This is a genomic window from Nocardioides sp. WG-D5 (genome assembly GCF_054031175.1).
The window spans coordinates 5,759,908-5,783,402 of sequence record NZ_CM132928.1 but is presented as its reverse complement, the minus strand read 5'-3'; the positions used below and the strand labels follow the sequence as shown (position 1 = coordinate 5,783,402).

The window sequence follows — 23,495 nt, the reverse complement described above, 5'->3', positions numbered from 1 at the left end:
GGTGATTCTGCTACGCGATCCGAATCTGTTGATGACCTGTGCACTTGGCGCCGCGCCAGCCCCACAGGGAGGGCCTCCGATGTGGAGAAACCTGTGGATGGATCTCCGCCCGATCGGCCGGTGTCAGTGCGACTTACGGCGCTTCTGGAACTGGTCGTAGGCCTTGGTCGCAGCGTCCTTGATCTTCTTCTGGTTCTCGGGCTTGCGAGCCTCGTTGGCGATCTTCGCGATGGCCGCGACGACGACGGGGTTCTTCAGTAGCTTGCGCACGACGCAACGCTAGCGGACGCCGACAAGCAGTCACAGTCGGCGCATCGCCACCGTCGCCAGGACCAGCTCGCCGGCCTCGTCGCTCGCGTCCAGATCGGCCACCGCCTCGATCACCCAGTCGTGGTCGCCGGCCGGGTCGTCGATGGTCTGGGTGATCCGCCAGACCCGGGTGTCGTCGTACGTCTCGTCGTCCTCGTCCACCCCGGCCGGGGCGCCGCGCTCGGCGGTCCAGGTGAGCAGCTTGGGCGATCGCGAGTCGGCGGAGATGCCGACGTCGTCGTGCTCGGCGAAGTAGGCCTCCAGGGCGTCGTCCCAGCGGGACCTGGTCATCACCACCTCGCGTGCGGGGTCGAAGCGGTCGGCGGCCGCACGCTCGAGCCGCATCAGACCGTCGAGGTCGTCGCGCGAGACCGCGTCGACACGGGCCCACATCGCGTTGCGGACCATGATCTCGAAGGCTCGTTGCTGCTGGGACAGGGACCGCGGGGGCGGTGGCGCCTCGTGGTGGGCGACGGCCGACGGGATGTGCTCGGGGTCGGAGAGGGCCTCCCACTCGTCCAGCAGGCTGGAGTCGGTCTGCCGGATCGTCTCCCCCAGCCACTCGACCAGGTCCTCGACCTCGGGGCTCTTGTAGGTCTCGGGGACCGTGTGCCGGAAGGTGCGGTAGGCGTCGGTCAGGTAGCGCAGCACCAGGCCTTCGGAGCGGGCGAGCTGGTAGCGGCGTACGACGTCGGTGAAGGTCATCCCCTGCTCGTACATCTCGCGCAGGATCGACTTGGGGTCGAGGGCGTCCTCGGGCAGCCACGGGTGGGTGCCGCGGTAGACCTCGAAGAGCGCCTCGAGCCGCTCGGCCATCGGCCTGGGCCAGGTGATCTCCTCGATGAGCGCCATCCGCTCGTCGTACTCGACGCCGTCGGCCTTCATGTTCTCGATCGCCTTGCCGCGGGCCTCGTGCTGCTGGGCGAAGAGGATCTGGCGCGGCGGCTCGAGGACGGACTCGATCACCGAGACGATCTCCAGGGTGTGCTCCGGGGACTCGGGGTCGAGCGTGTCCAGCGCGGCGAGTGCGAAGTGGGCCAGCGGCTGGTTGAGCGCGAAGTCGGCCGGGAGCGCCTCGGTGAGGACATAACGACGCCCGTACGCATCGGGGTTCTCGAGCCGGGTGAGGACCCCGCTGTGCACCAGCGAGCGGGTCAGGCGCAGGGCCCGGCGGGCGAGCTTGAGCTGGGTGCGGCGGTCCTCGTGGTTGTCCATGGTGATCCGGCGCATCACCTCGAAGGCGTCCTCGTCGCGGGCGACGACGTTGAGGATCATCGAGTTGTCGACCTTCATCCGGCTCTGCAGCGGCTCGGGAGCGCCGTCGACGAGCTTGGTGAAGGTGGCCTCGGTCCACACGACGGTGCCCTCGGGCGGCTTCTTGAGCTGGGCCTTGGAGTTCTTCTTGCCGGCCTTGCGGCGCTCCTCGGACTTCGCCTTGGCCTTCTCGTTCTCGATGATGTGCTCGGGGGCCTGGACGACGACGTAGCCCTGGGTGTCGAAGCCGGCGCGGCCCGCCCTTCCGGCGATCTGCAGGAACTCCCGGGTGCGGAGGATGCGCTGGCGGCGGCCGTCGAACTTGGCCAGGCCGGTGAAGAGCACCGTGCGGATCGGGACGTTGATGCCGACCCCGAGGGTGTCGGTGCCGGCGATGACCTTGAGCAGGCCGGCCTGGGCGAGCTGCTCGACCAGCCGTCGGTATCTGGGGAGCATGCCGGCGTGGTGGACGCCGATGCCCTTGCGCAGCAGCTTGGCCAGGGTCTTGCCGAAGCCCGCGGCGAAGCGGACCGGCTCGAGCCGCCTGGCGATCTGGTCCTTCTCCTCGGTGGAGAGCTTCAGCCAGCCGGCGTTGAGCAGCGAGGTGCCGTGGGTGACGGCGTCCTTCTGGGTGAAGTGGACGACGTAGACGGGCGCCTGTCCGGTGGTGACGAGCTCCTCGAGCGTCTCCGGCAGCGGGGTCAGGCGCCAGTCGAAGGTGAGCGGAACGGGTCGTTCCGCCTGGTCGACCAGGACGGTGTCGCGACCGTTTCGCCTGGTCAGGTCCTTGGCGAGGACGCTGGTGTCGCCGAGCGTCGCGCTCAGCAGCAGGAACTGCGCCTGCGGGAGCTCGAGCAGCGGCACCTGCCAGGCCCAGCCGCGGTCGGGTTCGCCGTAGTAGTGGAACTCGTCCATGATGACGAGCCCGACGTCGGCATGACTGCCTTCCCTGAGCGCGAGGTTGGCGAGGACCTCGGCGGTGCAGCAGATGATCGGGGCGTCAGCGTTGACCGACGCGTCGCCGGTGAGCATGCCGACGTTCTCGGCACCGAAGGTCTCGACCAGATCGAAGAACTTCTCGCTGACCAGGGCCTTGATCGGCGCGGTGTAGAAGGACACCTTGTCCTCGGCCAGCGCCGCCGCGTGGGCCGCCGCGGCGACCAGCGACTTACCCGAGCCTGTCGGAGTCGCCAGGATGACGTTGTCGCCGGCGAGGATGGACATGATCGCCTCGTCCTGGTGGGGGTAGAGGCTGCGGCCACTCCCCTCGGCCCAGGTCACGACCGCCTCGTAGACGTCGTCGGGGCTCGCTCCGACCTTCGGGATCCAGCTGGTATCGGTCACAGGGCCCTCGGGTGCGCGGTCGCGAAGACCTCTCGGAGATTGTCCACGGTGACAAGAGTGTAGATCTGCGTCGTGGTCACCGACGCATGGCCCAGCAGCTCCTGCACGACACGTACGTCGGCACCCCCGTCCAGCAGGTGGGTGGCGAAGGAGTGGCGAAGGGTGTGCGGCGAGACGTCCTTGTCGATCCCGGCGCGCTCGGCGGCGCGGGTCAGGACCGTCCAGGCCGACTGGCGGGAGAGGCGGCCACCTCGGGCGTTGAGGAAGAGCGCGCCTCCCGAGCGGACGGAGGCGAGATCGGGACGGGCGCGGGTGAGGTAGGCCTCGACGGCCTCGATGGCGTAGGAGCCGACCGGGACGATCCGCTCCTTGCCGCCCTTGCCCCTCAGCAGGGCCACGTGGTCGACCCGGTCGAGGTCGTCGACGTCGAGGCCGACGGCCTCGGAGATGCGGGCGCCGGTGCCGTAGAGCACCTCCAGGAGCGCGCGGTCACGTAGGGCGAGCGGGGTGCCGGGCGCGCCGGCCGCCTCCAGGATCGCCTCGACGTCGGACAGCGGGAGCGCCTTCGGCAGCCGCTTCTCCGCGCGCGGCGGCTTCACATGGCCCGCCGGGTTGGCCTCGACCAGCCCGTCGGCGACCGCGAACTTGTGGAACCCGCGCACCGCCACGACCGTCCGCGCCGCCGATGTCGCGCTCAGCGCCGGATGGTCCTCGCTGCCTTCGCGCAGGTGTGCCAGGAACCCCGACACGGTCGCCTCCGAGACCGCGGTGAGCTCATCGACGTCCTGTTGTGCCAGGAACTCGGCGTACCGCCTCAGGTCGCGCCGATACGACGACAGCGTGTTGGCCGCGAGACCGCGCTCGACCGTGAGGTGGTCGAGGTACGTGCGCATCGCATGCTCCACCGCGGAAGTGGAGTTCGAAGCAACCGATGCCGACGTCACGTCCCCATCCAACCAGGGGTGGTGGATGCCGACGGGTAGGAATACCCGGTGAACCGGGTATTCCTGCACTTCTCTGGCGTGGCAACACCCGAGAAGTGCAGGAACACCCTGAACGGTGTGACTCCTGTGACCCCTGAGTCGATCAGCCGAGCACGTCGGCGAGGGCGACCGTGTCGATCCCGACCGCCTCGCCCACCGGGGCGTTGGTCAGCTCACCGGCATGGGTGTTGAGACCCTTCGCCAGCGCCGCATCATCACGCAGCGCCTGGGCCCAGCCCTTGTTGGCCAGCGCGACCGCGTAGGGCATGGTCGCGTTGGTCAGCGCATAGGTCGAGGTGTTCGGCACCGCACCCGGCATGTTGGCCACGCAGTAGAACGTCGAGTTGTGGACCTGGTAGGTCGGGTCGGCGTGGGTGGTGGCGTGGGAGTCCTCGAAACAACCACCCTGGTCGATCGCGATATCAACCAGCACCGAACCCGGCTTCATCCGCGAGACCAGATCATTCGAGACCAGCTTCGGCGCCGCCGCCCCCGGGATCAGCACCGCACCGATGACCAGGTCGGCCTGCAGCACCTGCTCCTCCAGCACCAGCTTGTTCGACGCCAGCCCGTGGACCTGGTTGGAGTAACGCCAAAACGACATCCGCAGCTTCTCCAGATCGGTGTCCAGCAACGTCACATCCGCACCCATCCCGAGCGCGATGTTGGCCGCGTTCTGCCCCGAGACACCAGCACCGATGATCACGACCTTGGCGTTGGCCACACCACCGACACCACCCATCAACACACCCCGACCACCCTGGGCCTTCATCAGGTTGTACGCGCCCACCTGCGGCGCCAAACAGCCCGCGACCTCCGACATCGGATACAGCAACGGCAGCGCCCGGTTGGGCAGCTCCACGGTCTCGTAGGCGATCGCGGTGACCTTCTTCGCCAACAGCTCCTGCGTCAGCGGCTTGTCCGCAGCCAGGTGCAGATAGGTGAACAGGGTCAGGCCCTCACGCAGACGGTGATACTCCTCCGCCACCGGCTCCTTGACCTTCAACACCATCTCCGCGTTGCCCCAGGTCTCATCGGCATCACCCAGGATCTTGGCACCCACCGCCGCATACTCGCCATCGGTGATCGAGGAACCGAGACCGGCACCGGCCTGCACGAACACCTCATGGCCGTTGGCCACCAGCTCGTGAACACCCGAAGGGGTGATCGCCACCCGATACTCGTGGTTCTTGACTTCCTTGGGAACGCCGATCTTCATTGCTCTGCCTTCATGTCATGGCCCCAGAATGTGGTGGTCCGTGGGTTGTTACGGGTTCAGCCGGATGTTCGCCGCCTGATGCGGCATGTCTAACCCGGTGTGGCGCACGTCACCAAAACCACGTAGATCGGTCATGACCAGGCGCCTGGTTCAGACTCTGCCACGCGCTTTGAGGGCGGCGTACGCAAGAACCGCCTGAACGATCGGCGAGTCGGTCGCCTTGCCGGTGAGCACGGCGTCGAGGAGCTCCTCGAAGGGCACCCAGTGGACGCTCATCTCGGCCTCCTCGTGCTCGAGCTCGAAGCCGTCGCGGTCAGTGGCGGTCAGGCCGCGGGCGAGGAAGAAGTGGTGGATCTCCTCGGAGATCCCGGGCGAGGTGTAGGTCGAGAGCAACGGCGTCCACTCGGCCGCCTCGTGGGCGACCTCCTCACGCAGCTCGCGCACGGCGACGTCGAGCGGGTCCTCGCCGGGGTAGTCGATCAGGCCGGCGGGGAGCTCGACGAAGCGCCGCTTGGCCGGGTGGCGGTACTGGGTGATCACCAGCGCCCGCTCCTCATCGTCGAGCGCGAGCACGACCGCCGCTCCCGGGTGCTCGACGACGAGGCGGCGGAACGGCTCCTCGTCCTCGTGGCCGGGGCGGTTGATCCGGTCCGCACGCAGCGCGACCACCCAGCCGTCGCGGTGGAGGTCCTCGCTCGAGGCGACCGGCCAGCTCTCCGGTACGTCCCACTCGGTGAGGGGGCCTTGGTCCAGCGGCACGGGCGTGTCGGAAATTCGTGCGTCCGATGTCATGGCCCGAGGCTACCCTCGGGCCATGTCTGAGATCTCCCCCGCCGCCCCTTCTTCACTCACCCAGGAGGAGGCCGCCGCACGCGCCGCCTCGATCACCGTGGAGCGCTACGACATCTCGCTCGACATGACCGGTCTGCTGGATGGCGAGACGCTCTCCAGCGTCTCCACGATCACGTTCTCGGCCACGCCGGGCTCGAGCACGTTCGTCGACTGCGTGGCCGAGGTGTCGGCCGCCACGCTCAACGGCACAGACCTCGACCTCACCACGATCAGTGGCGGACGGATCCCGCTCGAGGACCTCGCCGAGACCAACACCCTGGTCGTCAGCGCCTCCCAGTCCAACACCGCCTCCTCCGAGGGCGCGCTGCGCACCGTGGACCCCTCCGACGGCAACGTCTACGTGTGGACCTCCTTCGAGCCCGACGACGCCCGCCGGCTGTGGGCCTGCTTCGACCAGCCCGACCTCAAGGCGGTGCACGCGTTCACCGTGACCGCGCCCGAGCAGTGGACCGTGCTGTCCAACTCGGCGCCGAGCGACGTCTCGGAGGCGACGGCCGGGGCCAGGACCTGGGTCTTCGAGGACACTCCCCCGCTGTCGACGTACGTCGTGGTGGTCAACGCCGGTCCGTTCGTCGAGGTCCGGGCCGAGCGTGGCGGCTACGACCTGGGGCTCTACGCCCGTCAGTCGCTGGCGAGCCAGCTGGAGCGGGACCGCGAGGAGATCCTCGACGTCACCGAGCACGGGCTGGCCTGGTTCGGGAGCAAGTTCGCGATGCCCTTCCCGCAGACCAGATACGACCAGATCTTCGTGCCCGACATGGGCGGCGCGATGGAGAACTGGGGCGCGGTCACCCACAGCGACGTCTTCCTCTTCCGTACGACGCCGACCCATGCCGACCGCACCGAGCGCACCAACGTGATCCTGCACGAGATGGCGCACATGTGGTTCGGCGACCTGGTCACGATGCGCTGGTGGGACGACCTGTGGCTCAACGAGGCGTTCGCCTCGTGGGCGGCCGTGTGGGCCTCGGCGGCTCTGCCCGACTACACCGACGTGTGGGCCGCGATCGCGCTGACCGAGAAGAAGATGGCCTACGACACCGACCTGACCGCCGCCACCCACCCGATCCGCGGGGTGGTGCCGAGCGTGGACGTCGCGATGGCCAACTTCGACGCGATCACCTATATGAAGGGCCAGGCGGTGCTGCAGCAGCTGCACGCCTACATCGGCGAGGAGGCCTACCTGGCCGGGCTGCAGGCCTACTTCGCCGAGCACGCCTACGGCAACACCGTCCTCGACGACCTGATGGGCGCCTTCGGGGCCGCCGCGGGCAAGGACCTCTCGGCCTGGACCACCGCCTGGCTCGACCACGCCGGCACCGACGTGATCACCCTCGCCGACGGCAAGGTGTCGGTGACCAGCGCAGACGGGACCGTACGTCCCCACCGGCTCGACATCGCCTCCTACGACGACTCCGGCGCCCTGCTCGCGACCACCCCGGTCACCGTCGAGGGCGAGCCCGTCGCGGTCTCGCTCCCCGACGGGGCCGCACACCTGGTCAACGCGACCGACGTGACCTTCGCGGCGGTGCGCTCGGACGAGGCGAGCGAGGCCTGGCTCGGCCGGAACGCCGGCATCCTGCCCGACGCGGTGGCGCGAGCGGTCGCGGTCAACAGCGCGTGGTCGGCGATGTTCCGTGGCGAGATCGGCGGCCCCGAGGTCGTCTCCCGGGTCGTCTCGGTCCTCGAGCGCGAGCGGAACCCGCAGGTCACCGGCGAGTTCCTGGGCATGGCCGTGACCGCGGCCGAGCTCTGGACCGCGCCCGAGCGGGTGGCCGAGCAGCGCGCGCTGGTCGCCGGCGCCGCGGCGACCCTCGCCGAGGACCCGGCCAACCGCGACACCGCGCTGCGCGTCGTCGCCTCGCACGCCTCCACGCCCGAGCAGGTCGCCCTGGCCGAGGCCGGGGCGGCCGAGGACGTACAGGTCGCCTGGCGGCTGCTCGGGCGGCGGGCCGAGCTGGGCGACTACGACGCCGAGGCGGTCACGGCGCTGCAGGCCCGCGACCCGGATCCCGAGTCCTGGGTCAGCGCCCTGGCCGTACGCACCGCCCAGCCGCTCGCGGAGGCCAAGGAGGAGGCCTGGCAGGTGACCATGGTCGAGCGCCGGCTGCCGCGCACCGACAGCGCCTACGGCTTGAGCTCGGCGTTCTGGCGGCCCGGCCAGGACGAGATCCTGGCGCCGTACGCCCAGCGCTATCTCGAGGCCGTCGCCGCCATCCGCGGCGGCGGGCTGCTCTCCTACGGGCTCCAGCTCAGGTTCTACCCCACTCGGGCCGGCGAGGACGTCGCCGAGGCGGCACGCGCCGCCTGCGAGGGCGAGACGCTGGTCCCGTTCGTCAGGCAGACGGTCATCCGCCTGGCCGACGTGCACTCGCGGCAGGTGGCGGCTCGGGCGCTGTGAGATCGCGGCTGGATCCGGGTCGAGAAGGTATGGCCCGGGAAGTCGCCGGGTACCCCCTGTGTCGTACGCAATCGAGAGGAGACGCGAGGACATGAGCACCATCGAGAAGAGCGTCCAGGTCGGGGTTCCGATCAGCACCGCGTATGACCAGTGGACGCAGTTCGAGTCGTTCCCGCAGTTCATGGAGGGCGTCGAGTCCGTCCGGCAGCTCGACGACAAGCACCTGCACTGGAAGGCCGAGATCGGCGGCGTGACCCGTGAGTGGGACGCCGAGATCGTCGACCAGGTTCCCGACGACCGCATCACCTGGCGAGCCGTCGAGGGCACCAAGAACCAGGGCACCGTCTCGTTCACCGAGGACCCGATGAACAGGTCCACGAAGGTGACGCTGCACCTCGAGTACGAGCCCGAGGGCGCGGTCGAGAAGACCGGCGACGTCCTCAAGATCGTCGACATGAGGGCGAAGGGCGACCTCGAGCGGTTCAAGGACTTCATCGAGCACCGCGGCACCGAGACCGGTGCCTGGCGCGGCGAGGTGAAGCCGACCGGCGAGGTCGACCACTGAGGAACCCGAAACGCCGAGCCCCTGGGACCGACAGGTCCCAGGGGCTCGTCTCGTTGTTGCTCAGCTCTGTGCTGCTCAGGCCTCGGCGGGCTCCGGCAGCTCGACCTCGCTGACCTCGCGGCGCAGGTTGGTCTCGTCGATCGGGAACCGCTGCTCCTTCTGCCGGTCGAGGGCCGCCTTCACCAGACCCGCGAACAGCGGGTGCGGGCGGGTCGGCCGCGAGCGGAGCTCGGGGTGGGCCTGGGTGGAGACGTAGTAGGGGTGTACGTCGCGGGGCAGCTCGACGAACTCGACGAGCTGGTTGTCGGGCGAGAGGCCGGAGAAGACCAGGCCGGCGCTCTCGAGCTGGTCGCGGTAGGCGTTGTTGACCTCGTAGCGGTGGCGGTGGCGCTCCTCGATGGAGGTCTCTCCGTAGACCTCGGCCGCGATCGAGCCCTTTTTGAGCTCGGCGGGGTAGAGCCCCAGCCGCATGGTGCCGCCCAGGTCGCCGGCGCCCTCGACGTACGCCTTCTGCTCCTCCATCGTCGCGATGACGGGCTCGGGGGTCTCGGCGTCGAACTCCGTGGAGTCGGCCTTCTCCAGGCCGAGCACGTTGCGGGCGTACTCGATGACCATGCACTGCAGGCCCAGGCACAGGCCGAGCGTGGGGATCTGGTGGGTGCGGGTGTAGGTCAGCGCGCCGAGCTTGCCCTCCAGGCCACGGATGCCGAAGCCGCCGGGGACGCAGACGGCGTCGACGTCGTGGAGGTTCTTCGCGGCGCCCTCGGGGGTCTCGCACTCGTCGGAGGGGATCCAGCGGATGTGGACCTTGGCCTCGTTGGCGAAACCGCCGGCGCGCAGCGCCTCGCCGACGCTCAGGTAGGCGTCGGGGAGGTCGATGTACTTCCCGACCAGGCCGATCGTGAGTTCTTCCTTGGGGTGGTGGACCCGGCGGAGCAGGTCCTCCCAGAGCACCCAGTCGACGTCGCGGAAGGGCAGGTCGAGCTTGCGCACGACGTAGGCGTCCAGGCCCTCGCGGTGGAGCACCTTGGGGATGTCGTAGATGCTCGGCGCGTCGGCCGCGGTCACCACGGCGTCCTCGTCGACGTCGCACATCAGCGCGATCTTGCGCTTGATGCCCTCGGGCAGCTCGCGGTCGGCACGGCACACGATCGCGTCGGGCTGGATGCCGATCTGGCGCAGCGCCATCACCGAGTGCTGGGTCGGCTTCGTCTTCAGCTCCTTGGACGGGCCGATGTAGGGCACCAGGGAGACGTGGACGAAGAAGACGTTGTCGCGGCCGAGGCGCTGGCGCACCTGGCGGGCGGCCTCGAGGAACGGCAGCGACTCGATGTCGCCGACGGTGCCGCCGATCTCGGTGATCACCACGTCGACCTCGGGACCGTGCATGGCCAGGACCCGCTCGGAGATCTCGTCGGTGATGTGCGGGATCACCTGGACGGTCTCCCCGAGGTAGTCGCCGCGGCGCTCCTTGGCGATCACGTTGGAGTAGACCTGCCCGGTGGTCACGTTGGCGTGGCCGACCAGGTCGGTGTCGAGGAACCGCTCGTAGTGGCCGATGTCGAGGTCCGTCTCGGCCCCGTCGTTGGTCACGAAGACCTCACCGTGCTGGAACGGGTTCATCGTGCCGGGGTCCACGTTGAGGTACGGGTCCAGCTTCTGCATGGTCACGCTCAGACCACGCGAACGGAGAAGACGGCCGAGGGACGATGCCGTCAGGCCCTTTCCCAATGAGGAGGCGACGCCCCCGGTGACAAAAATGTGCTTGGTCAAGCTCGCCGACTTCATGGACCTCAATCCTATCAATGCTTCAGCAGGCCACCGAAACCTGACGCACCGAAATCGCCACCTTGTTGACTTCGCTGGCGCGCGAGCACGAGCGGCGCGGCGACCTGGCCGGTGGCCGTCTCGACGCCGTCGACCGAGGCGAACCAGCCCGGCCAGTCGTTCGCACGGAGCGTCTCGAGGTTCTCGGAGCCGGTGCTCGCGGCTACGACCAGGCCTTTCGCCGTAGCACCGAGCCCCTCGACGAGTCCTTCGACAGCAGTCGTGTCCCGGCTGTCGTCGCCGAGCACGACCAGGACGAGATCGGCCGGCCCGGTCGGTCGTCCTCGGGCCGTTACCAGGTCGCCGGTGAGCAACGCCACAGCCGCGGTCTTGGCGGGCTGATCGAACTCGGTGGGCGGCTTCGTGCCGGCGTAGGTCTCCCCCACGACCTGACCCATCCGCTGGTAGGTCGCCTGGTCGGCGTCGCCCCGGCCGAGCTGCTTGACCAGCTGGGTGGCCAGGCTGTCGACATACTGCTTGCGGTCCGGGTCCAGCAGATTCGGCCGTACGTCGAGCACCCCCGTCGTCTCACCGCCGGCCGTCTTGATGTTGCCGGTGAGCACGTCGACCGTCTTCGGGTCCGCGCCGGGGAGGGCGAGGACCGCGACCCGCTGCCCGGTGAGCTTGCCCGGCAGGAGCGCAGCGCCGGCCTCCTCCACGAACTGCGACTCGGCGGTCTGCGGGTCGGTCTTCGTCCCGCTCCGGCCCGAGGTGGTGCTCGCCGCGGCGCCCTCCCCCGCATCGCCCCCGAAACCCGAGCCGAATCCGGCGCCGAGGCCGGAGCCGATCTCGGTCAGATCGTGGTCGGCTGCCCAGATGCCGGCGGGAATGCCGATCGCCAGCGCGGTCACCGCCGCGAGAACCGGCAGCACCAGCCGTCGGCTTCGGGGCTCCCTGCGCCGCACCGCCGGGACCGCGGAGGCGTCGATCAGTGTCGGGCCGAGGGCCAGCCGGGTCAGGTAGGTGCCGGCCAGGCCCGGGCGCTGATCCTCGAGGAAGTCGGTCAGCGTGGTGCTCAGCCCGGCGCCGACCACCAGCGAAGGATGCTGCGTGTAGGCGACCAGCAGGGCCGCGTCCTCGGGGGCGAGGGAGGACTCGAACCGCTTCGGCTGCACCCCGACCCGGTCGAGCAGCTCGGCCGCGCTCTCGCTCGCGGAGCCACCGGGCGCGAGCACGACCTCCGCGGCGCTGGTGAGCACCTTCGGTTCGGGGTAGGTGTCGGTGTCCGGGCCCAGGACGAGCACGGCGTGGCGTACCTGCTTCTTGGTCAGCCGCTTCGCCGCGGGGCCCACCGCGATGATCGCCGGGCGCTGCTCGCGCAGGAAGCCCTTGAGGTCGCCCAGGAGCCGGTCCAGGTCGAGGTTGTCGGCGACCACGACGACGGGTCGGCCGACCAGCGGCGTGTCGAGAGGAGGTACGCCGTTGCCGTGCAGCAGCACCTCCTCCTCGCGCTTGAGCAGCTCGCTGCTGTTGTGGGTGAAGAGCTCCAGGTGGGAGCTCAGGCCGCGCTTCGCGTCCTCCAGGTCGCTCTCCAGCGACTCTTGGTCGAGCGCCCGTCCCGAGGTCAGCAGCTGCTCGCCGTCGAAGATCTCGCCGTCGAGGATCCGCGCCTTCCGCCCGTCGACGAGCTTCTCCAGGCCCGCCTCGCCGATCTTGTCGATCAGCTCGATGCCGGCGTCGGCCAGCGCCTGCGGACCCCGGTTGGGGTAGCGCCCCGAGACCATCGGCTGGGCGTTGACGACGGCGATCACGCCCTTGGCGGCGATCGCCAGGGCGGTGCTCCGGTCGAGGTCGACATGGTCGATGACCGCGATGTCACCCTCTTTGAGCCGCGGGATCAGCGCCCTGGTGGGCCGTCCCGAGCGCAGGGTGCCGCGGATGCCCGGAAGTACGGAAGGAATCTGGCGAGTAGGCAGTCTCATGTCCCGCCAATCCTCCCCCGGTATCGCGGCACGTCCCCGGATCTCTCATCCGGCGAGTCGGTCGTCATGGCGGCCGAATGCGTACGTTTGGTGGCCGAATCCGTCGTTGTGGCGTGTGTCGTTCGCCACAACGACGGACTCGGCCGCCAGAACTGAGGTCTCGGCGGGGTCAGGCCTTCGCCGAGCGGGCGACCTCGAGGAGCTCGCGGGCGTGCGCGATGGCGGTGTCGGAGGCGGTCAGCCCGGCCAGCATCCGGGAGAGCTCTCGCTCGCGGGACTCGTCGTCGAGGACGGTCAGGCCGGAGCTGGTGACCACCCCGTCGCTGGTCTTCTCGACGGCGACGTGATGGTCGGCGAAGGCGGCGACCTGGGGCAGGTGGGTGACCACCAGGACCTGGGCGGTGCGGGCCAGGTGGGCGAGGCGGCGGCCGATCTCGACCGCTGCGGTGCCACCGACACCGGCGTCGACCTCGTCGAAGACGAAGGTCGGGACCGGGCTGGTGGCGGCCAGGACCACCTCGATGGCCAGCATGACTCGGGAGAGCTCACCGCCAGAGGCGCCCTTGTGGAGCGGACGGGGCTCGGAGCCGGTGTTGGCGGCCAGCAGCAGCTCGACCTCGTCGAGGCCGTTGGAGCCGTAGCGCAGCCACCGACCTGTCTTGCCCGATCCGACCTTCAGCGGCGCGTGCGGCTCGTCCTCGGAGGCCGGCGCGTCGGTCTCCTTCTGCCGTACGTCGACCACCAGTCGGGCGTGCGGCATGGCGAGCCCGGTGAGCTCGTCGCTGACCGCCTTGGCCAGGGCGCCGGCGGCGTCGGTGCGGGCCGCCGACAGCGCGAGGCCGGCCTCGGCGAGGGCGGCTCGCAGCCGCGTACGCTCGCTGCGGAGCTCCTCGATGCGGTCATCGTCGGAGTCGAGCTCGAGAAGCCGCTTGGCGCCGGTCTCGGCCCAGGCGAGCACCTCGTCGATGGTCTCGCCGTACTTCCGGGTCAGCGCGGTCAGGGCCGCGCGGCGCTCGGAGACCACGGACAGCCGCGCCGGGTCGGTCTCGATCGCGGTCGCGTAGGACGCGACATCGGCGGCCAGGTCGGAGAGCAGGTAGGAGACCTCGGCGAGGCGGTCGGCCAGGGAGGCAGCCTCGGGGTCGTGGTCACGGACGCCGTCGAGGGACTGGCGGGCGGCCGAGATCGCGCCCAGCGCGTCGGGGGCGTCAACCTCGGACGAGAGCGCCTCGCGGGCCTGCTCAGCGGCGGTGCGCAGCGTGTCGGCGTAGCCCAGCCGCTCCTCCTCCTGGGCGAGGGTGACGTCCTCGCCGGGCTCGGGCGTCACCGCTTCGACCTCGCCGAGGCCGAAGCGGAGCAGGTCGGCCTCCTGCGCCCGCTCGCGGGCATGGGTGGTGACCTCGTCGAGCTCGCGCTCGACCTTCTGGAGCTGGCTGTGGAGGTCGCCGTAGGCGGCGAGGAGCTTGGCGACGGGCTCGCCACCGAAGCGGTCGAGCGAGTCGCGCTGGGCGCGTGGCTGCAGCAGCCGGTGCTGGTCGGACTGACCATGGACGGCGACGAGCGGCGAGGTCACCGAGCCCAGGGTGGCTACCGGGACGGTCGCTCCCCCGACGTAGGCCCGGGCACGTCCTTCGGCGGCCACGGTGCGGGCGACGAGGACGCGGCCCTCCTCGACCTCTCCCCCGGCCTCCTCGGTCGCGTCGACGACGGCGGGCAGCGACCGGGCGTCGATGACGCCTTCGACCCGGGCCGCCTTCTTGCCCTTGCGGACCGAGCCGGCATCGCCTCGGCCACCGAGCAGCAGCCCGAGCGCGGTCACGATCATCGTCTTGCCGGCACCGGTCTCACCGGTCACCACGGTCAGCCCTGGTCCGAGCTCCAGGGTCGAGGACTCGATGATCCCGAGTCCGGAGATCCTGATCTCCTCAAGCATGCTCGCCTCCGTTCATCCTGAACGGACGCCGTTCCGCGGCGCCTCGCCATCCCTCCACAGACAGTCCGAACTTCCGCACCAGGCGATCCGTGAACGGGGCCTGGTGCAGGCGGACGAGTCTGACAGGCTCCACCCCCCGGGTGACCTCGATCCGGGCACCCGGGCCCAGGTCGTAGGAGCGCCGGCCGTCGCACCAGAGCACCCCGGCGCCGTCGGCCCGGGTGATCACCTCGACGGCGAGGACCGAGGTCGGCGCGACCACCATCGGCCGCGCGAACAGCGCGTGGGCGCTGATCGGGGTCAGCAGCAGCGCCTCGACGCCGGGCCACACGACCGGGCCGCCGGCGGAGAAGTTGTAGGCCGTCGAGCCGGTCGGGGTCGCGCAGACGACGCCGTCGCAACCCCACCTCGACAGCGGCCGGCCGTCGATCTCGACGACGACCTCGAGCATCCGCTCCCGCGAGGCCTTCTCGACGCTGGCCTCGTTGACCGCGAACGTACGGAAAACCTTCTGGCCGTCCTCGAAGACGCTGACCTCGAGCGCGAGCCGGTCCTCGGAGGTGTAACGGCGCTGCACGATCGCCTCGATCGTCGACTCGACGTCGTCGTACTCCGCCTCCGCGAGGAAGCCGACATGTCCCAGGTTGACCCCGAGCACCGGGGTGCGGTGGGGCTGGACGATCTCGGCGGCGCGCAGGATGGTGCCGTCACCGCCGATGACCAGCGCCAGCTCGCAGTCGCTGCTGGCGTCGTGCTCGTCGGCGGCCAGCTCGAGCTTCGGCTCGTAGGCGGCCGGGTCGATGCCGAGGTCGGCGGCCTCGGTGGCCAGCATCCTCACCACGATGCCGTGCACGGCGAGCGACTTGGCACAGGCGAGACCGACCTCGCGGGCCTCCTCGCGCCCGGTGTGGATGAGCATGAGGACGCGCCGGACCTCGGCTGGGTCCACAGGCGCTGGGTCCACGGCGGAGGTATCGGTCACGGATCAACCTTCTCAGACGGCACCGACACTTCCCGGACGGCATGGTTCTCGAGGCCGCGCTGTTCGCGCACGGCCTCCTCGATCTCGGCCTCGCTGACAGTGGCCTCGCCGCGGCACAGCCAGAGGAAGAACTCCACGTTGCCCGAGGGGCCCGGGAGCGGGCTGGTGGTGACCGCGCGCGCACCCCAGCCGCGCTTGGCGGCGGCGGCCGCCACGGCGTTGACGGCCTCGGCCCGCAGCGCCGGGTCGCGGACCACGCCGCCCTTGCCGACCCGGTCCTTGCCGACCTCGAACTGCGGCTTGACCATCAGCGCGAGGTCGCCGTCGGCGCTGGTGACCCCGATCAGCGCGTCGAGGACGAGCTCGAGGGAGATGAAGGAGAGGTCGCCGACGACGACGTCGACGGGTTCGCCGACCACGTCGAGGGAGAGGTCGCGGATGTTGGTGCGGTCGTGGACGACGACCCGCTCGTCCTGCTGCAGCCTCCAGGCGAGCTGGCCGTAGCCGACATCGACGGCGACGACCTGTCGGGCGTCGTTGCGAAGCAGTACGTCGGTGAACCCACCCGTCGAGGCGCCGGCGTCCAGGCAGCGGCGGCCAGCGACCGAGAGCCCGAGCGGCTTGAACGCGGCGAGCGCCCCGGCGAGCTTGTGGCCCCCGCGGGAGACGAAGTCGGGGCGGTCGGGGTCCTCGGTGACCACGATGGCGACGTCGGTGGTGACGCCGGTGGCCGGCTTGGTGGCGCGGTTTCCGGAGACGGTGACGCGGCCGGCGGCGATCAGCTCGCTGGCGTGCTCACGGGATCGGGCCAGCTTGCGGCGGACCAGCTCGGCGTCGAGACGCAGGCGGCGAGGAGGCATGCGCTCGCCTCTCAGGGCTGGTCGGTCGGCCGCGGCTCACCGGACGCCGCGGCGATCCGGGCCATCGCGTCGTGGGCCTCGGCGGTGTCCTGAGCCTGTCGAAGGGTATCGGGGTCCAGGGCGCGGCGCAGCTCGGTGTGGGCGGCCTCGAAGACGCTGACGTGCTCGGTCAGGGGCAGCTCGTCGAGCCGGTCGAGCGACTCGAGGACCGCGTCGACGCGCGCGACACCGGTGTGCGGCGCCGTGCCGGCGCCACCCAGCCCGGCCGGGGCCGGAGTCTCGTCGAAGTGCTGCTCGCTCATGGGGCTGAGACTACCGTCCCGCCGTCGGCATCCGGGCGAGGCGGCACGGCCTGTGCGCCGATCGTGACCGCCGTCCCGGTGGCGTCCAGGTGTGCCCAGGCGCTGGTCGCGGCGACCCGCCACCAGTCGTCGGTGCTTCCCTGGCCGTTGACGCGCAGCTCGCCGTCGCGTACCCCTGCCGTCCACCCGGCCAGCCGTGCCGTCGTGCCGTCGCTCTCCGGGGCGCCGTGGGTCTCCAGCAGCCCGCGCAGGTCGGAGGAGATGAAGGCCGGCCGCCGCTGCGGCTCGGCCGCGACCAGATCTTCGAGTCCGGTCACCCCGGTGAGCACGAGCAGCGTGTCGATGCCGGCGTTGTGGCCGCCCTCGATGTCGGTGTCGAGCCGGTCGCCGACCATCAGCGGGCGCTCGGCCTCGGTGCGCCGGATGGTCTCCTCGAGCAACGGCCGCGACGGCTTGCCCGCCACCACGGGCTCGACACCCGAGAAGCGGCGCAGGGTGTCGACCAGGACGCCGTGGCCCGGCGCGATCCCGAAGGCGGCCGGGAAGGTCATGTCGGTGTTGCTGGCGACCCAGAAGAGACCGTCCTTGATCCGGACCGCCGCCCGCAGGATGTCCTTCCACAGCAGCTCGGGGTTGTAGCCCGTCACGATCGCCTCGGCGTCCTCGTCGACGGCCACCGGCACCAGGCCGACGGCCTCGATCGGCTCGCGGAGCCCGGCTGCACCAAGGTTGACCACCTTCGCACCCGGGTCAAGACGCTCGGCGAGGACATGAGCGGCAGCCTGCGCCGAGGTGACCACGTCCTCGGCGGTCGCCTCGATCCCCAGATTCTGGATGTTCGCGGCGACCTTGGCCGGAGTCCTGGCGGCGTTGTTGGTGATGAACGCCAGGTGCAGCCCGGCCTCTCGCGCCGCGGCGAGCGCCTCGGGGGCGCGCGGGACCGCGGCACCACCGATGTAGACCACTCCGTCGAGGTCGAGCATCGCCACGTCGTAGACCGAGGCGAGCGTCCGTTCTGAGCCCTTCAACTGATGGCCGGTCAGCACACGGAGTTCCTTACTCTGAGTCGGGGGTTCGGCGAATGGCACCAGTGTGACCCTACGATGTGCGGATGGACGATACGGGTGTGGTCAGGGCGCCGTACCTGGGGCGTCCGCTGCGCCTGGAGCCTTTTCGAGCACTCTCGCTGGCGCCGTCCCGGATCGGTGACCCGACCTCGGCACGGCTCTACTCACGGCCCTATCGCGGCGTCGCGTCCCGGATCAGCTCGTGGCTGGCACGTGGCGACCTGCGCGAGCATCGCGACCTGGCGCTCTACCTGCACGAGTACACCGCGGCCGGGATCACCGTGCGTGGCGTCGTCGGGATCCTCGACGTCTCGCACCGCACCGACGAGCCCGGTGAGGCCGCCGTGCTGCCCCACGAGGGCGTACGCACCGCGCAGGCCGAGCAGCTCGCCTCTCGGATGCGGCAGATGAGAGTGCACCCGGCTCCGATCCTGCTCACCTACCATGCGCCCGACGGTGTCGCCGCGCTGCTCGACCGGGTGCAGGCCAGCCCTCCCGAGGAGCAGTACGACGACCACGGCGGTCAGCACCATCGGGTCTGGGCGATCACCGACGAGGCGTTGATCGGGCAGCTGCGCACGGCCTGGGCGAGTCAGCAGGCGCTGATCGCTGACGGACATCACCGTTACGCGGCGTACGCCGAGCTTCAGGGGGTCGCCGAGCCGGGCGGCTCCACCGCGACGGACTTCGGTCTGGCGATGCTCATCGACCAGGACGACACGCCGTTGCAGCTCGGAGCGATCCACCGCGTGCTGGCCGGGGTGAACCTGCGCGACCTACGGGCCGCGGCCGAGGCCGTCGGGGCCGAGTGGACGGCTGGTGGCCGTGACGCCGCGCTGGGCAGGCTCGGCCCGGGCGTGATCGTGGTCAGCGACGGCCGTGGCTGGGCCACGCTCGAGGTCGACACCTCCGAGAGCCCGATCACCGGCGATGTCGGCTACCTGCACGACCGGGTCCTCCCGGAGCTGCGCCGGCAGCCGTCGCGGGTGCTGCACGCCCATCAGGTCGATGCCGCGCTGAAGCGGGCCCGCCCGGGTCGCGACGTCGCGGTGCTGCTGGCGGCGCCCACGTTCGACACCATCCTCTCCTCCGCCTCGATCGGTCAGCTGCTCCCGGAGAAGGCGACCTCCTTCCAGCCCAAGCCGCACCCCGGCGTGCTCATCCGGCTTCTCGATGCCGTCCGGCTGGAGAAGTCGCGGCACTAGCTCGCCTGCCTCGTCGCCGCGGCGGCACGACTCACCCGTCTGGCGGTCAGCACCTCGACCTCGGTCATCGACTGCAGACGTCCGCCGGTCTTGAAGAACCGGCGGCGCAGGGAGCCGTTGACCTCGATCACGTCACCGACCTGCCAGGTCATCGCCGCCCGCCGGACCCGGGCGACCCAGGTGTGACACTCGAGCGCGTCGATCTGCACTCGGCTCCCTCGGCGTTTGTCACGTGGCCTGTTCACGACCACCCGGAACGCGGTGAGCTGGTCACCGCTCGGCAGATCCCTCTCCTCCGCGGCCAGCGACAGCCGGCCGATCAGCCGCACCTCGTTGACCGTCGCCAGCCCGCCGGCCGGCCCCATCCGCTCGCCATCGTCCGGTGATGGCTCCTTCTCTACCCTTGCGACCGTCATCTCGATCACCTCCGACCACCAGCCTGGTCGGGAGCACCGACAGTTCCGCCCGGGTCCACGCGGCCTGTGGACAACCTCGGTCCGAACCGGGCCTGTGGATGGTCATCGGCCCGTCCGGCGACTTTTCAGAGGGCCTTCGCCGGCCGGTAGCGCGAGACCGTCGGGTCGCCCGCGACCCAGAACCGCCACGGACGCTCCGGGGCGAGCCGCAACCCGACCCGCGGCCCGGCGGCCACCTCGATCCCCGCCCACGCCTCGGCCGGCGCCAGGTCCAGCTCGAAGTCGGTCGTCCCGTTCATGGTGAGGTCGATCCCGAGGGCCGAGGCGAGCCGGGCCGGGCCTCGGGCGAGATCGACGTCGCGTACCGTTCCGCGTCGTTCCCGGGCCACCTCGATCCCCTCGACCACCTCTCCCGCGCGGAGCAGGATTCCGCCGGGTTCACCCTCCGGGTGGCAGACGAGGTTGGCGCAGTAGTGCATGCCGTAGGTGAAGTAGACGTAGAGCCGCCCCGGCGGCCCGAACATCACCCGGTTGCGGTTCGTCTCGCCGCGGAAGGCGTGCGAGCCGGGGTCGTCGGCCGCGTACGCCTCCACCTCGGTGAGCCGCACCTCCACCCCGTCGAGGGACAGCGTCGCCCCGAGGAGCCGCGGAGCGGTCACCTCGGGGCGCTGGTTCAGCAGGTCCGTGAGTCGCACTAGGACGGACGGAACCCGGCTGCCTTGGACCGGAGCTCGGCGAGCTGCTCGGCGACCCGGTCGGGGGCCGTGCCACCCCGGCCGTCACGGGAGGCGACCGATCCCTCGATGGTCAGCACCAGGCGTACGTCCGGGGTGAGCGCCGGGGAGATCGTGGCGAACTCCTCGTCGGTGAGCGCGTCCAGCTCCACGCCCCGCTTCTCCGCCGCCTGGACGCAGGCGCCGGCGAGCTCGTGGGCGATCCGGAACGGGGTGCCCTGCCGCACCAGCCACTCGGCGATGTCGGTGGCCAGCGAGAAGCCCTGCGGGGCGAGCTCGGCCATCCGGTCGGTGTTGTAGACCAGCGTGGCGACCTGGCCGGTGAAGGCCGGGAGCAGCACCTCGAGGGTGTCCAGGGAGTCGAAGACGGGCTCCTTGTCCTCCTGGAGGTCGCGGTTGTAGGCGAGCGGCAGCGCCTTCAGCGTCGTCAGCAGCCCGGTCAGGTTGCCGACGAGACGTCCGGCCTTGCCGCGGGCGAGCTCGGAGATGTCGGGGTTCTTCTTCTGCGGCATGATGCTCGAACCCGTCGACCAGGAGTCGTGCAGCGTGACGAAGTCGAACTCCTTGGTCGCCCACAGGATGATCTCCTCGGCGATCCGGCTGATGTCGACCCCGATCTGGGCGCACACGTAGGCGAACTCGGCGACGAAGTCGCGCGAGGCGGTCCCGTCGATCGAGTTGGCGCTCGACCCGGTGAAGCCGAGCTCGGCCGCGACCAGCTCGGGGTCGAGCCCGAGCGACTGCCCCGCGAGCGCCCCGGATCCGTACGGCGAGTCGCAGACGACCCGCGCCTGCCAGTCGTTGAGCCGGTCGGCGTCACGCAGCAGCGACCAGGCGTGGGCCATCAGGTGGTGGGAGAGCAGAACCGGCTGGGCGTGCTGGAGATGCGTACGTCCTGGCATGATCGCGCCGAGGTTGTCCTCGGCCTGGGTGGCGAGGGCGTCGATCAGGTCGAGCACGAGCCCGCGGAGCACCCGCTCGTGGTCGAGCAGATAGCTCCGGAAGAGGGTCGCGATCTGGTCGTTGCGCGAGCGCCCGGCGCGCAGCTTGCCGCCGATGTCGGGACCGATCTCCTCGATCAGCAGCCGCTCCAGCGCACCGTGCACGTCCTCGTCGGACGCGGCCGGGAGCAGCCGTCCGGCGGTGAACCGGTCGGCGAGGACGTCCAGCCCCCGGTGGATCTCGTTCTCCTCGTCACCGGTGAGCAGCCCAGCGGCCCCGAGCGCCTTGGCGTGGGCGTGCGAGCCGGCGATGTCGTAGAGCGCCAGCCGCCAGTCGAACTGCGTCGAGCGCGAGAGCGCCTCCAGCTCCGGCGACGGCCCCCCGGCGAACCGGCCGCCCCAGAGCTTGCCCTCGTTGGTGGTGTTGGCAGGCGTGGTCACGACTCTCCTCGTACGGCTTTGATAGCGATCTCCATGATGTCAGGAAGTGCGCCGGGAGATGCGGTGCCCTCGGCGCGGAGCTTGTCCGGCGTCCACCAGCCGGCTTGGACGACGGACGCGACCTCGATCGGCTCCAGATTCGCGAAGCTGATCTCGACCTCACGGTCGAGGCCGAGCGCGAAGTAGGCGTTGTGGCCGCTGTAGTCGACGCCGTTCCAGCTGTACTCGTCGTCGTGGATCTGGACGGGACCGACCAGCGCCTCGGGCATGACCCGGACGCCGGCCTCCTCCCACAGCTCCCGGACGGCGGTGCCCACCGCGTCCTCGCCCGGGTCGATGGCACCACCGATGCTGGTCCAGTAGGCGCCGCGCGACGGGTTCCCCGGATCGGTGTCCTGCAGCAGCAGCACCTCGCCGTCCGAGCTGACCGGGAGAACCCGCGCCGACCTGCGATGGACGCGGACCATCAGTCGTTGCCCGCCTCCAGCGCGGCCTCGTCGAGGATCGTGTCGTCGAGGACGGTCCCCTCGACAGGAAGAGCGGCGGGGATGGGCTTGCCGTCGGTGGCGGCGATGCGGTCGAAGCCGCCGGCAGGAAGCTCGCCGAAGAGGGTGCCGTTCTCGACGAGAACCGTGCCCTGATCCAAGGGATGCCCGGCGTAGATCTCCAGCTTGGAGCGCGAGTCGGCGATGTCGAGGTTGCGCATGGTGAGCTGGCCGATGCGGTCGACGGGGCCGAAGGCGGCGTTCTCGACGCGCTCCATGGAGAGCTTCTCCGGGTGGTAGGAGAAGTGCGAGCCCTCGGTGTTCAGGATCGTGTAGTCCTCGCCGCGGCGCAGCCGGAGGGTGACGGTGCCGGAGACGAGGGAGGCGATCCAGCGCTGGATCGACTCGCGCAGCATCAGAGCCTGCGGGTCGAGCCAGCGGCCCTCATAGAGCAGCCGGCCGAGCTTGCGGCCCTCGTTGTAGTAGTTGGACATGGTGTCCTCGTTGTGCACCGCGTTGAGCAGCCGCTCGTAGGCCGCCCACAGCAGCGCCATGCCCGGCGCCTCGTAGATGCCGCGGGACTTGGCCTCGATGATCCGGTTCTCGATCTGGTCGGACATGCCCAGGCCGTGGCGGCCGCCGATCGCGTTGGCCTCGTAGACCAGCGCGACGGGGTCGGAGAAGGACTTGCCGTTGATCGCCACCGGGCGGCCCTCGACGAACGAGATGGAGACGTCCTCGGTCTCGATGGCGACCGAGGGGTCCCAGAACTTCACACCCATGATCGGCTCGACGGTCTCCAGGGAGACGTCGAGGTGCTCCAGGGTCTTGGCCTCGTGGGTGGCGCCCCAGATGTTGGCGTCGGTGGAGTAGGCCTTCTCGGTGGAGTCGCGGTAGGGCAGGTTGTGGGCGACCAGCCACTCCGACATCTCGTGACGGCCACCGAGCTCGTGGACGAAGTCGGCGTCGAGCCAGGGCTTGTAGATGCGCAGCTCGGGGTTGGCCATCAGGCCGTAGCGGTAGAACCGCTCGATGTCGTTGCCCTTGAAGGTCGACCCGTCGCCCCAGATGTTGACGTCGTCGGCCTGCATGGCGCGTACCAGCATGGTGCCGGTCACCGCACGCCCCAGAGGCGTGGTGTTGAAGTAGGCACGGCCGCCGGAGCGGATGTGGAAGGCGCCGCAGGCGAGCGCGGCCAGCCCCTCCTCGACGAGCTGGGGCTTGATGTCGATGGCGCGGGCGATCTCCGCGCCGTAGGCCATCGCACGGTCCGGGACCCCGGAGATGTCGGGCTCGTCGTACTGCCCGATGTCGGCGGTGTAGGTGCACGGGACCGCGCCCTTGTCGCGCATCCAGGCGACCGCCACGGAGGTGTCGAGACCTCCGGAGAAGGCGATGCCGACGCGCTCACCCTTGGGAAGGGAGGTCAGGACCTTGCTCACGAGATGTTGCT

General features: G+C 70.3%; 20 protein-coding genes. 3 read left to right on the top strand and 17 right to left on the bottom strand.

The genetic code is table 11. From position 1 onward, the window contains the following. Positions 1-123: 123 nt before the first annotated feature. The 5 genes from ACWZJV_RS27840 to ACWZJV_RS27820 all read right to left on the bottom strand — a co-directional run bounded on the left by ACWZJV_RS27840 (position 124) and on the right by ACWZJV_RS27820 (position 5,901). Entirely contained in the window at positions 124-270 is a 147-nt protein-coding gene (locus ACWZJV_RS27840) for a hypothetical protein (protein WP_008359447.1), read from the bottom strand. A 30-nt stretch (positions 271-300) separates the two neighbouring features. After that, the gene (locus ACWZJV_RS27835) at positions 301-2,907 is read right to left on the bottom strand and encodes a DEAD/DEAH box helicase (protein ID WP_457179689.1); all 2,607 of its coding nucleotides are present in this window, start codon (positions 2,905-2,907) and stop codon (positions 301-303) included. Beyond that, positions 2,904-3,800: a site-specific tyrosine recombinase XerD gene (xerD, locus tag ACWZJV_RS27830; protein ID WP_457179688.1), complete on the bottom strand. Its 897-nt coding sequence runs from the start codon at positions 3,798-3,800 to the stop codon at positions 2,904-2,906. The genes ACWZJV_RS27835 and xerD overlap by 4 nt, the downstream gene beginning before the upstream one ends. A gap of 193 nt (positions 3,801-3,993) precedes the next feature. Next, the gene (gene ald / locus ACWZJV_RS27825; RefSeq protein WP_457179687.1) at positions 3,994-5,109 is read right to left on the bottom strand and encodes an alanine dehydrogenase; all 1,116 of its coding nucleotides are present in this window, start codon (positions 5,107-5,109) and stop codon (positions 3,994-3,996) included. A gap of 150 nt (positions 5,110-5,259) precedes the next feature. Next, complete coding sequence (locus tag ACWZJV_RS27820; protein ID WP_457179686.1) at positions 5,260-5,901, bottom strand: NUDIX domain-containing protein; 642 nt, start codon at positions 5,899-5,901, stop codon at positions 5,260-5,262. Positions 5,902-5,923: 22 nt separating this feature from the next. On the opposite strand from ACWZJV_RS27820, the gene pepN reads away from it, so the two are divergent. Both pepN and ACWZJV_RS27810 read left to right on the top strand, forming a co-directional pair. Continuing rightward, entirely contained in the window at positions 5,924-8,362 is a 2,439-nt protein-coding gene (gene pepN / locus ACWZJV_RS27815; RefSeq protein WP_457179685.1) for an aminopeptidase N, read from the top strand. A gap of 91 nt (positions 8,363-8,453) precedes the next feature. Next, a complete protein-coding gene (locus ACWZJV_RS27810) occupies positions 8,454-8,927 on the top strand; it encodes an SRPBCC family protein (protein WP_008359434.1) in 474 nt (157 codons plus the stop codon). 75 nt (positions 8,928-9,002) lie between these two features. On the opposite strand, the gene ACWZJV_RS27805 is transcribed toward ACWZJV_RS27810, so the two are convergent. From ACWZJV_RS27805 to ACWZJV_RS27775, 7 genes are all read right to left on the bottom strand, one after another. Next, on the bottom strand, positions 9,003-10,715 hold the full coding sequence (locus tag ACWZJV_RS27805; RefSeq protein ID WP_008359432.1) for a CTP synthase: 1,713 nt from the start codon (positions 10,713-10,715) through the stop codon (positions 9,003-9,005). A 14-nt stretch (positions 10,716-10,729) separates the two neighbouring features. Beyond that, positions 10,730-12,676, bottom strand: coding sequence for a putative cytokinetic ring protein SteA (gene steA / locus ACWZJV_RS27800; protein WP_457179684.1), 1,947 nt, complete (start codon positions 12,674-12,676; stop codon positions 10,730-10,732). 169 nt (positions 12,677-12,845) lie between these two features. After that, a complete protein-coding gene (recN, locus tag ACWZJV_RS27795) occupies positions 12,846-14,609 on the bottom strand; it encodes a DNA repair protein RecN (RefSeq protein WP_008359428.1) in 1,764 nt (587 codons plus the stop codon). Further along, positions 14,602-15,591, bottom strand: a complete 990-nt coding sequence (locus ACWZJV_RS27790) for an NAD kinase (RefSeq protein WP_374221682.1) — start codon at positions 15,589-15,591, stop codon at positions 14,602-14,604. Before ACWZJV_RS27790 ends, recN begins: the two co-directional genes overlap by 8 nt. After that, positions 15,588-16,451 (bottom strand): TlyA family RNA methyltransferase, encoded by an 864-nt coding sequence (locus ACWZJV_RS27785; protein ID WP_457179683.1) that lies wholly within the window; start codon positions 16,449-16,451, stop codon positions 15,588-15,590. The genes ACWZJV_RS27790 and ACWZJV_RS27785 overlap by 4 nt, the downstream gene beginning before the upstream one ends. Before the next feature lie 11 nt (positions 16,452-16,462). Further along, positions 16,463-16,753: a hypothetical protein gene (locus tag ACWZJV_RS27780; protein WP_457179682.1), complete on the bottom strand. Its 291-nt coding sequence runs from the start codon at positions 16,751-16,753 to the stop codon at positions 16,463-16,465. Then, a complete protein-coding gene (locus tag ACWZJV_RS27775) occupies positions 16,750-17,799 on the bottom strand; it encodes an HAD-IIA family hydrolase (RefSeq protein WP_457179681.1) in 1,050 nt (349 codons plus the stop codon). Before ACWZJV_RS27775 ends, ACWZJV_RS27780 begins: the two co-directional genes overlap by 4 nt. A gap of 65 nt (positions 17,800-17,864) precedes the next feature. Here ACWZJV_RS27775 and ACWZJV_RS27770 point away from each other — a divergent pair, with 65 nt between their 5' ends. Then, complete coding sequence (locus tag ACWZJV_RS27770; RefSeq protein WP_008359420.1) at positions 17,865-19,025, top strand: DUF1015 family protein; 1,161 nt, start codon at positions 17,865-17,867, stop codon at positions 19,023-19,025. Here ACWZJV_RS27770 and ACWZJV_RS27765 read toward each other — a convergent pair. The 5 genes from ACWZJV_RS27765 to argG all read right to left on the bottom strand — a co-directional run bounded on the left by ACWZJV_RS27765 (position 19,022) and on the right by argG (position 23,484). Next, positions 19,022-19,441 carry a single-stranded DNA-binding protein gene (locus ACWZJV_RS27765; RefSeq protein WP_008359419.1) on the bottom strand — a complete coding sequence of 140 codons (420 nt, stop codon included), beginning with the start codon at positions 19,439-19,441 and terminating at the stop codon, positions 19,022-19,024. The genes ACWZJV_RS27770 and ACWZJV_RS27765 overlap by 4 nt on opposite strands. Before the next feature lie 125 nt (positions 19,442-19,566). Then, on the bottom strand, positions 19,567-20,136 hold the full coding sequence (locus ACWZJV_RS27760) for a DNA-3-methyladenine glycosylase (RefSeq protein WP_457179680.1): 570 nt from the start codon (positions 20,134-20,136) through the stop codon (positions 19,567-19,569). Further along, positions 20,136-21,557 carry an argininosuccinate lyase gene (argH, locus tag ACWZJV_RS27755; protein ID WP_457179679.1) on the bottom strand — a complete coding sequence of 474 codons (1,422 nt, stop codon included), beginning with the start codon at positions 21,555-21,557 and terminating at the stop codon, positions 20,136-20,138. The genes ACWZJV_RS27760 and argH overlap by 1 nt, the downstream gene beginning before the upstream one ends. Further along, complete coding sequence (locus ACWZJV_RS27750; RefSeq protein ID WP_457179678.1) at positions 21,554-22,024, bottom strand: NUDIX hydrolase; 471 nt, start codon at positions 22,022-22,024, stop codon at positions 21,554-21,556. Before ACWZJV_RS27750 ends, argH begins: the two co-directional genes overlap by 4 nt. Further along, positions 22,024-23,484, bottom strand: a complete 1,461-nt coding sequence (gene argG / locus ACWZJV_RS27745) for an argininosuccinate synthase (RefSeq protein WP_008359411.1) — start codon at positions 23,482-23,484, stop codon at positions 22,024-22,026. The genes ACWZJV_RS27750 and argG overlap by 1 nt, the downstream gene beginning before the upstream one ends. Positions 23,485-23,495: the final 11 nt, after the last annotated feature.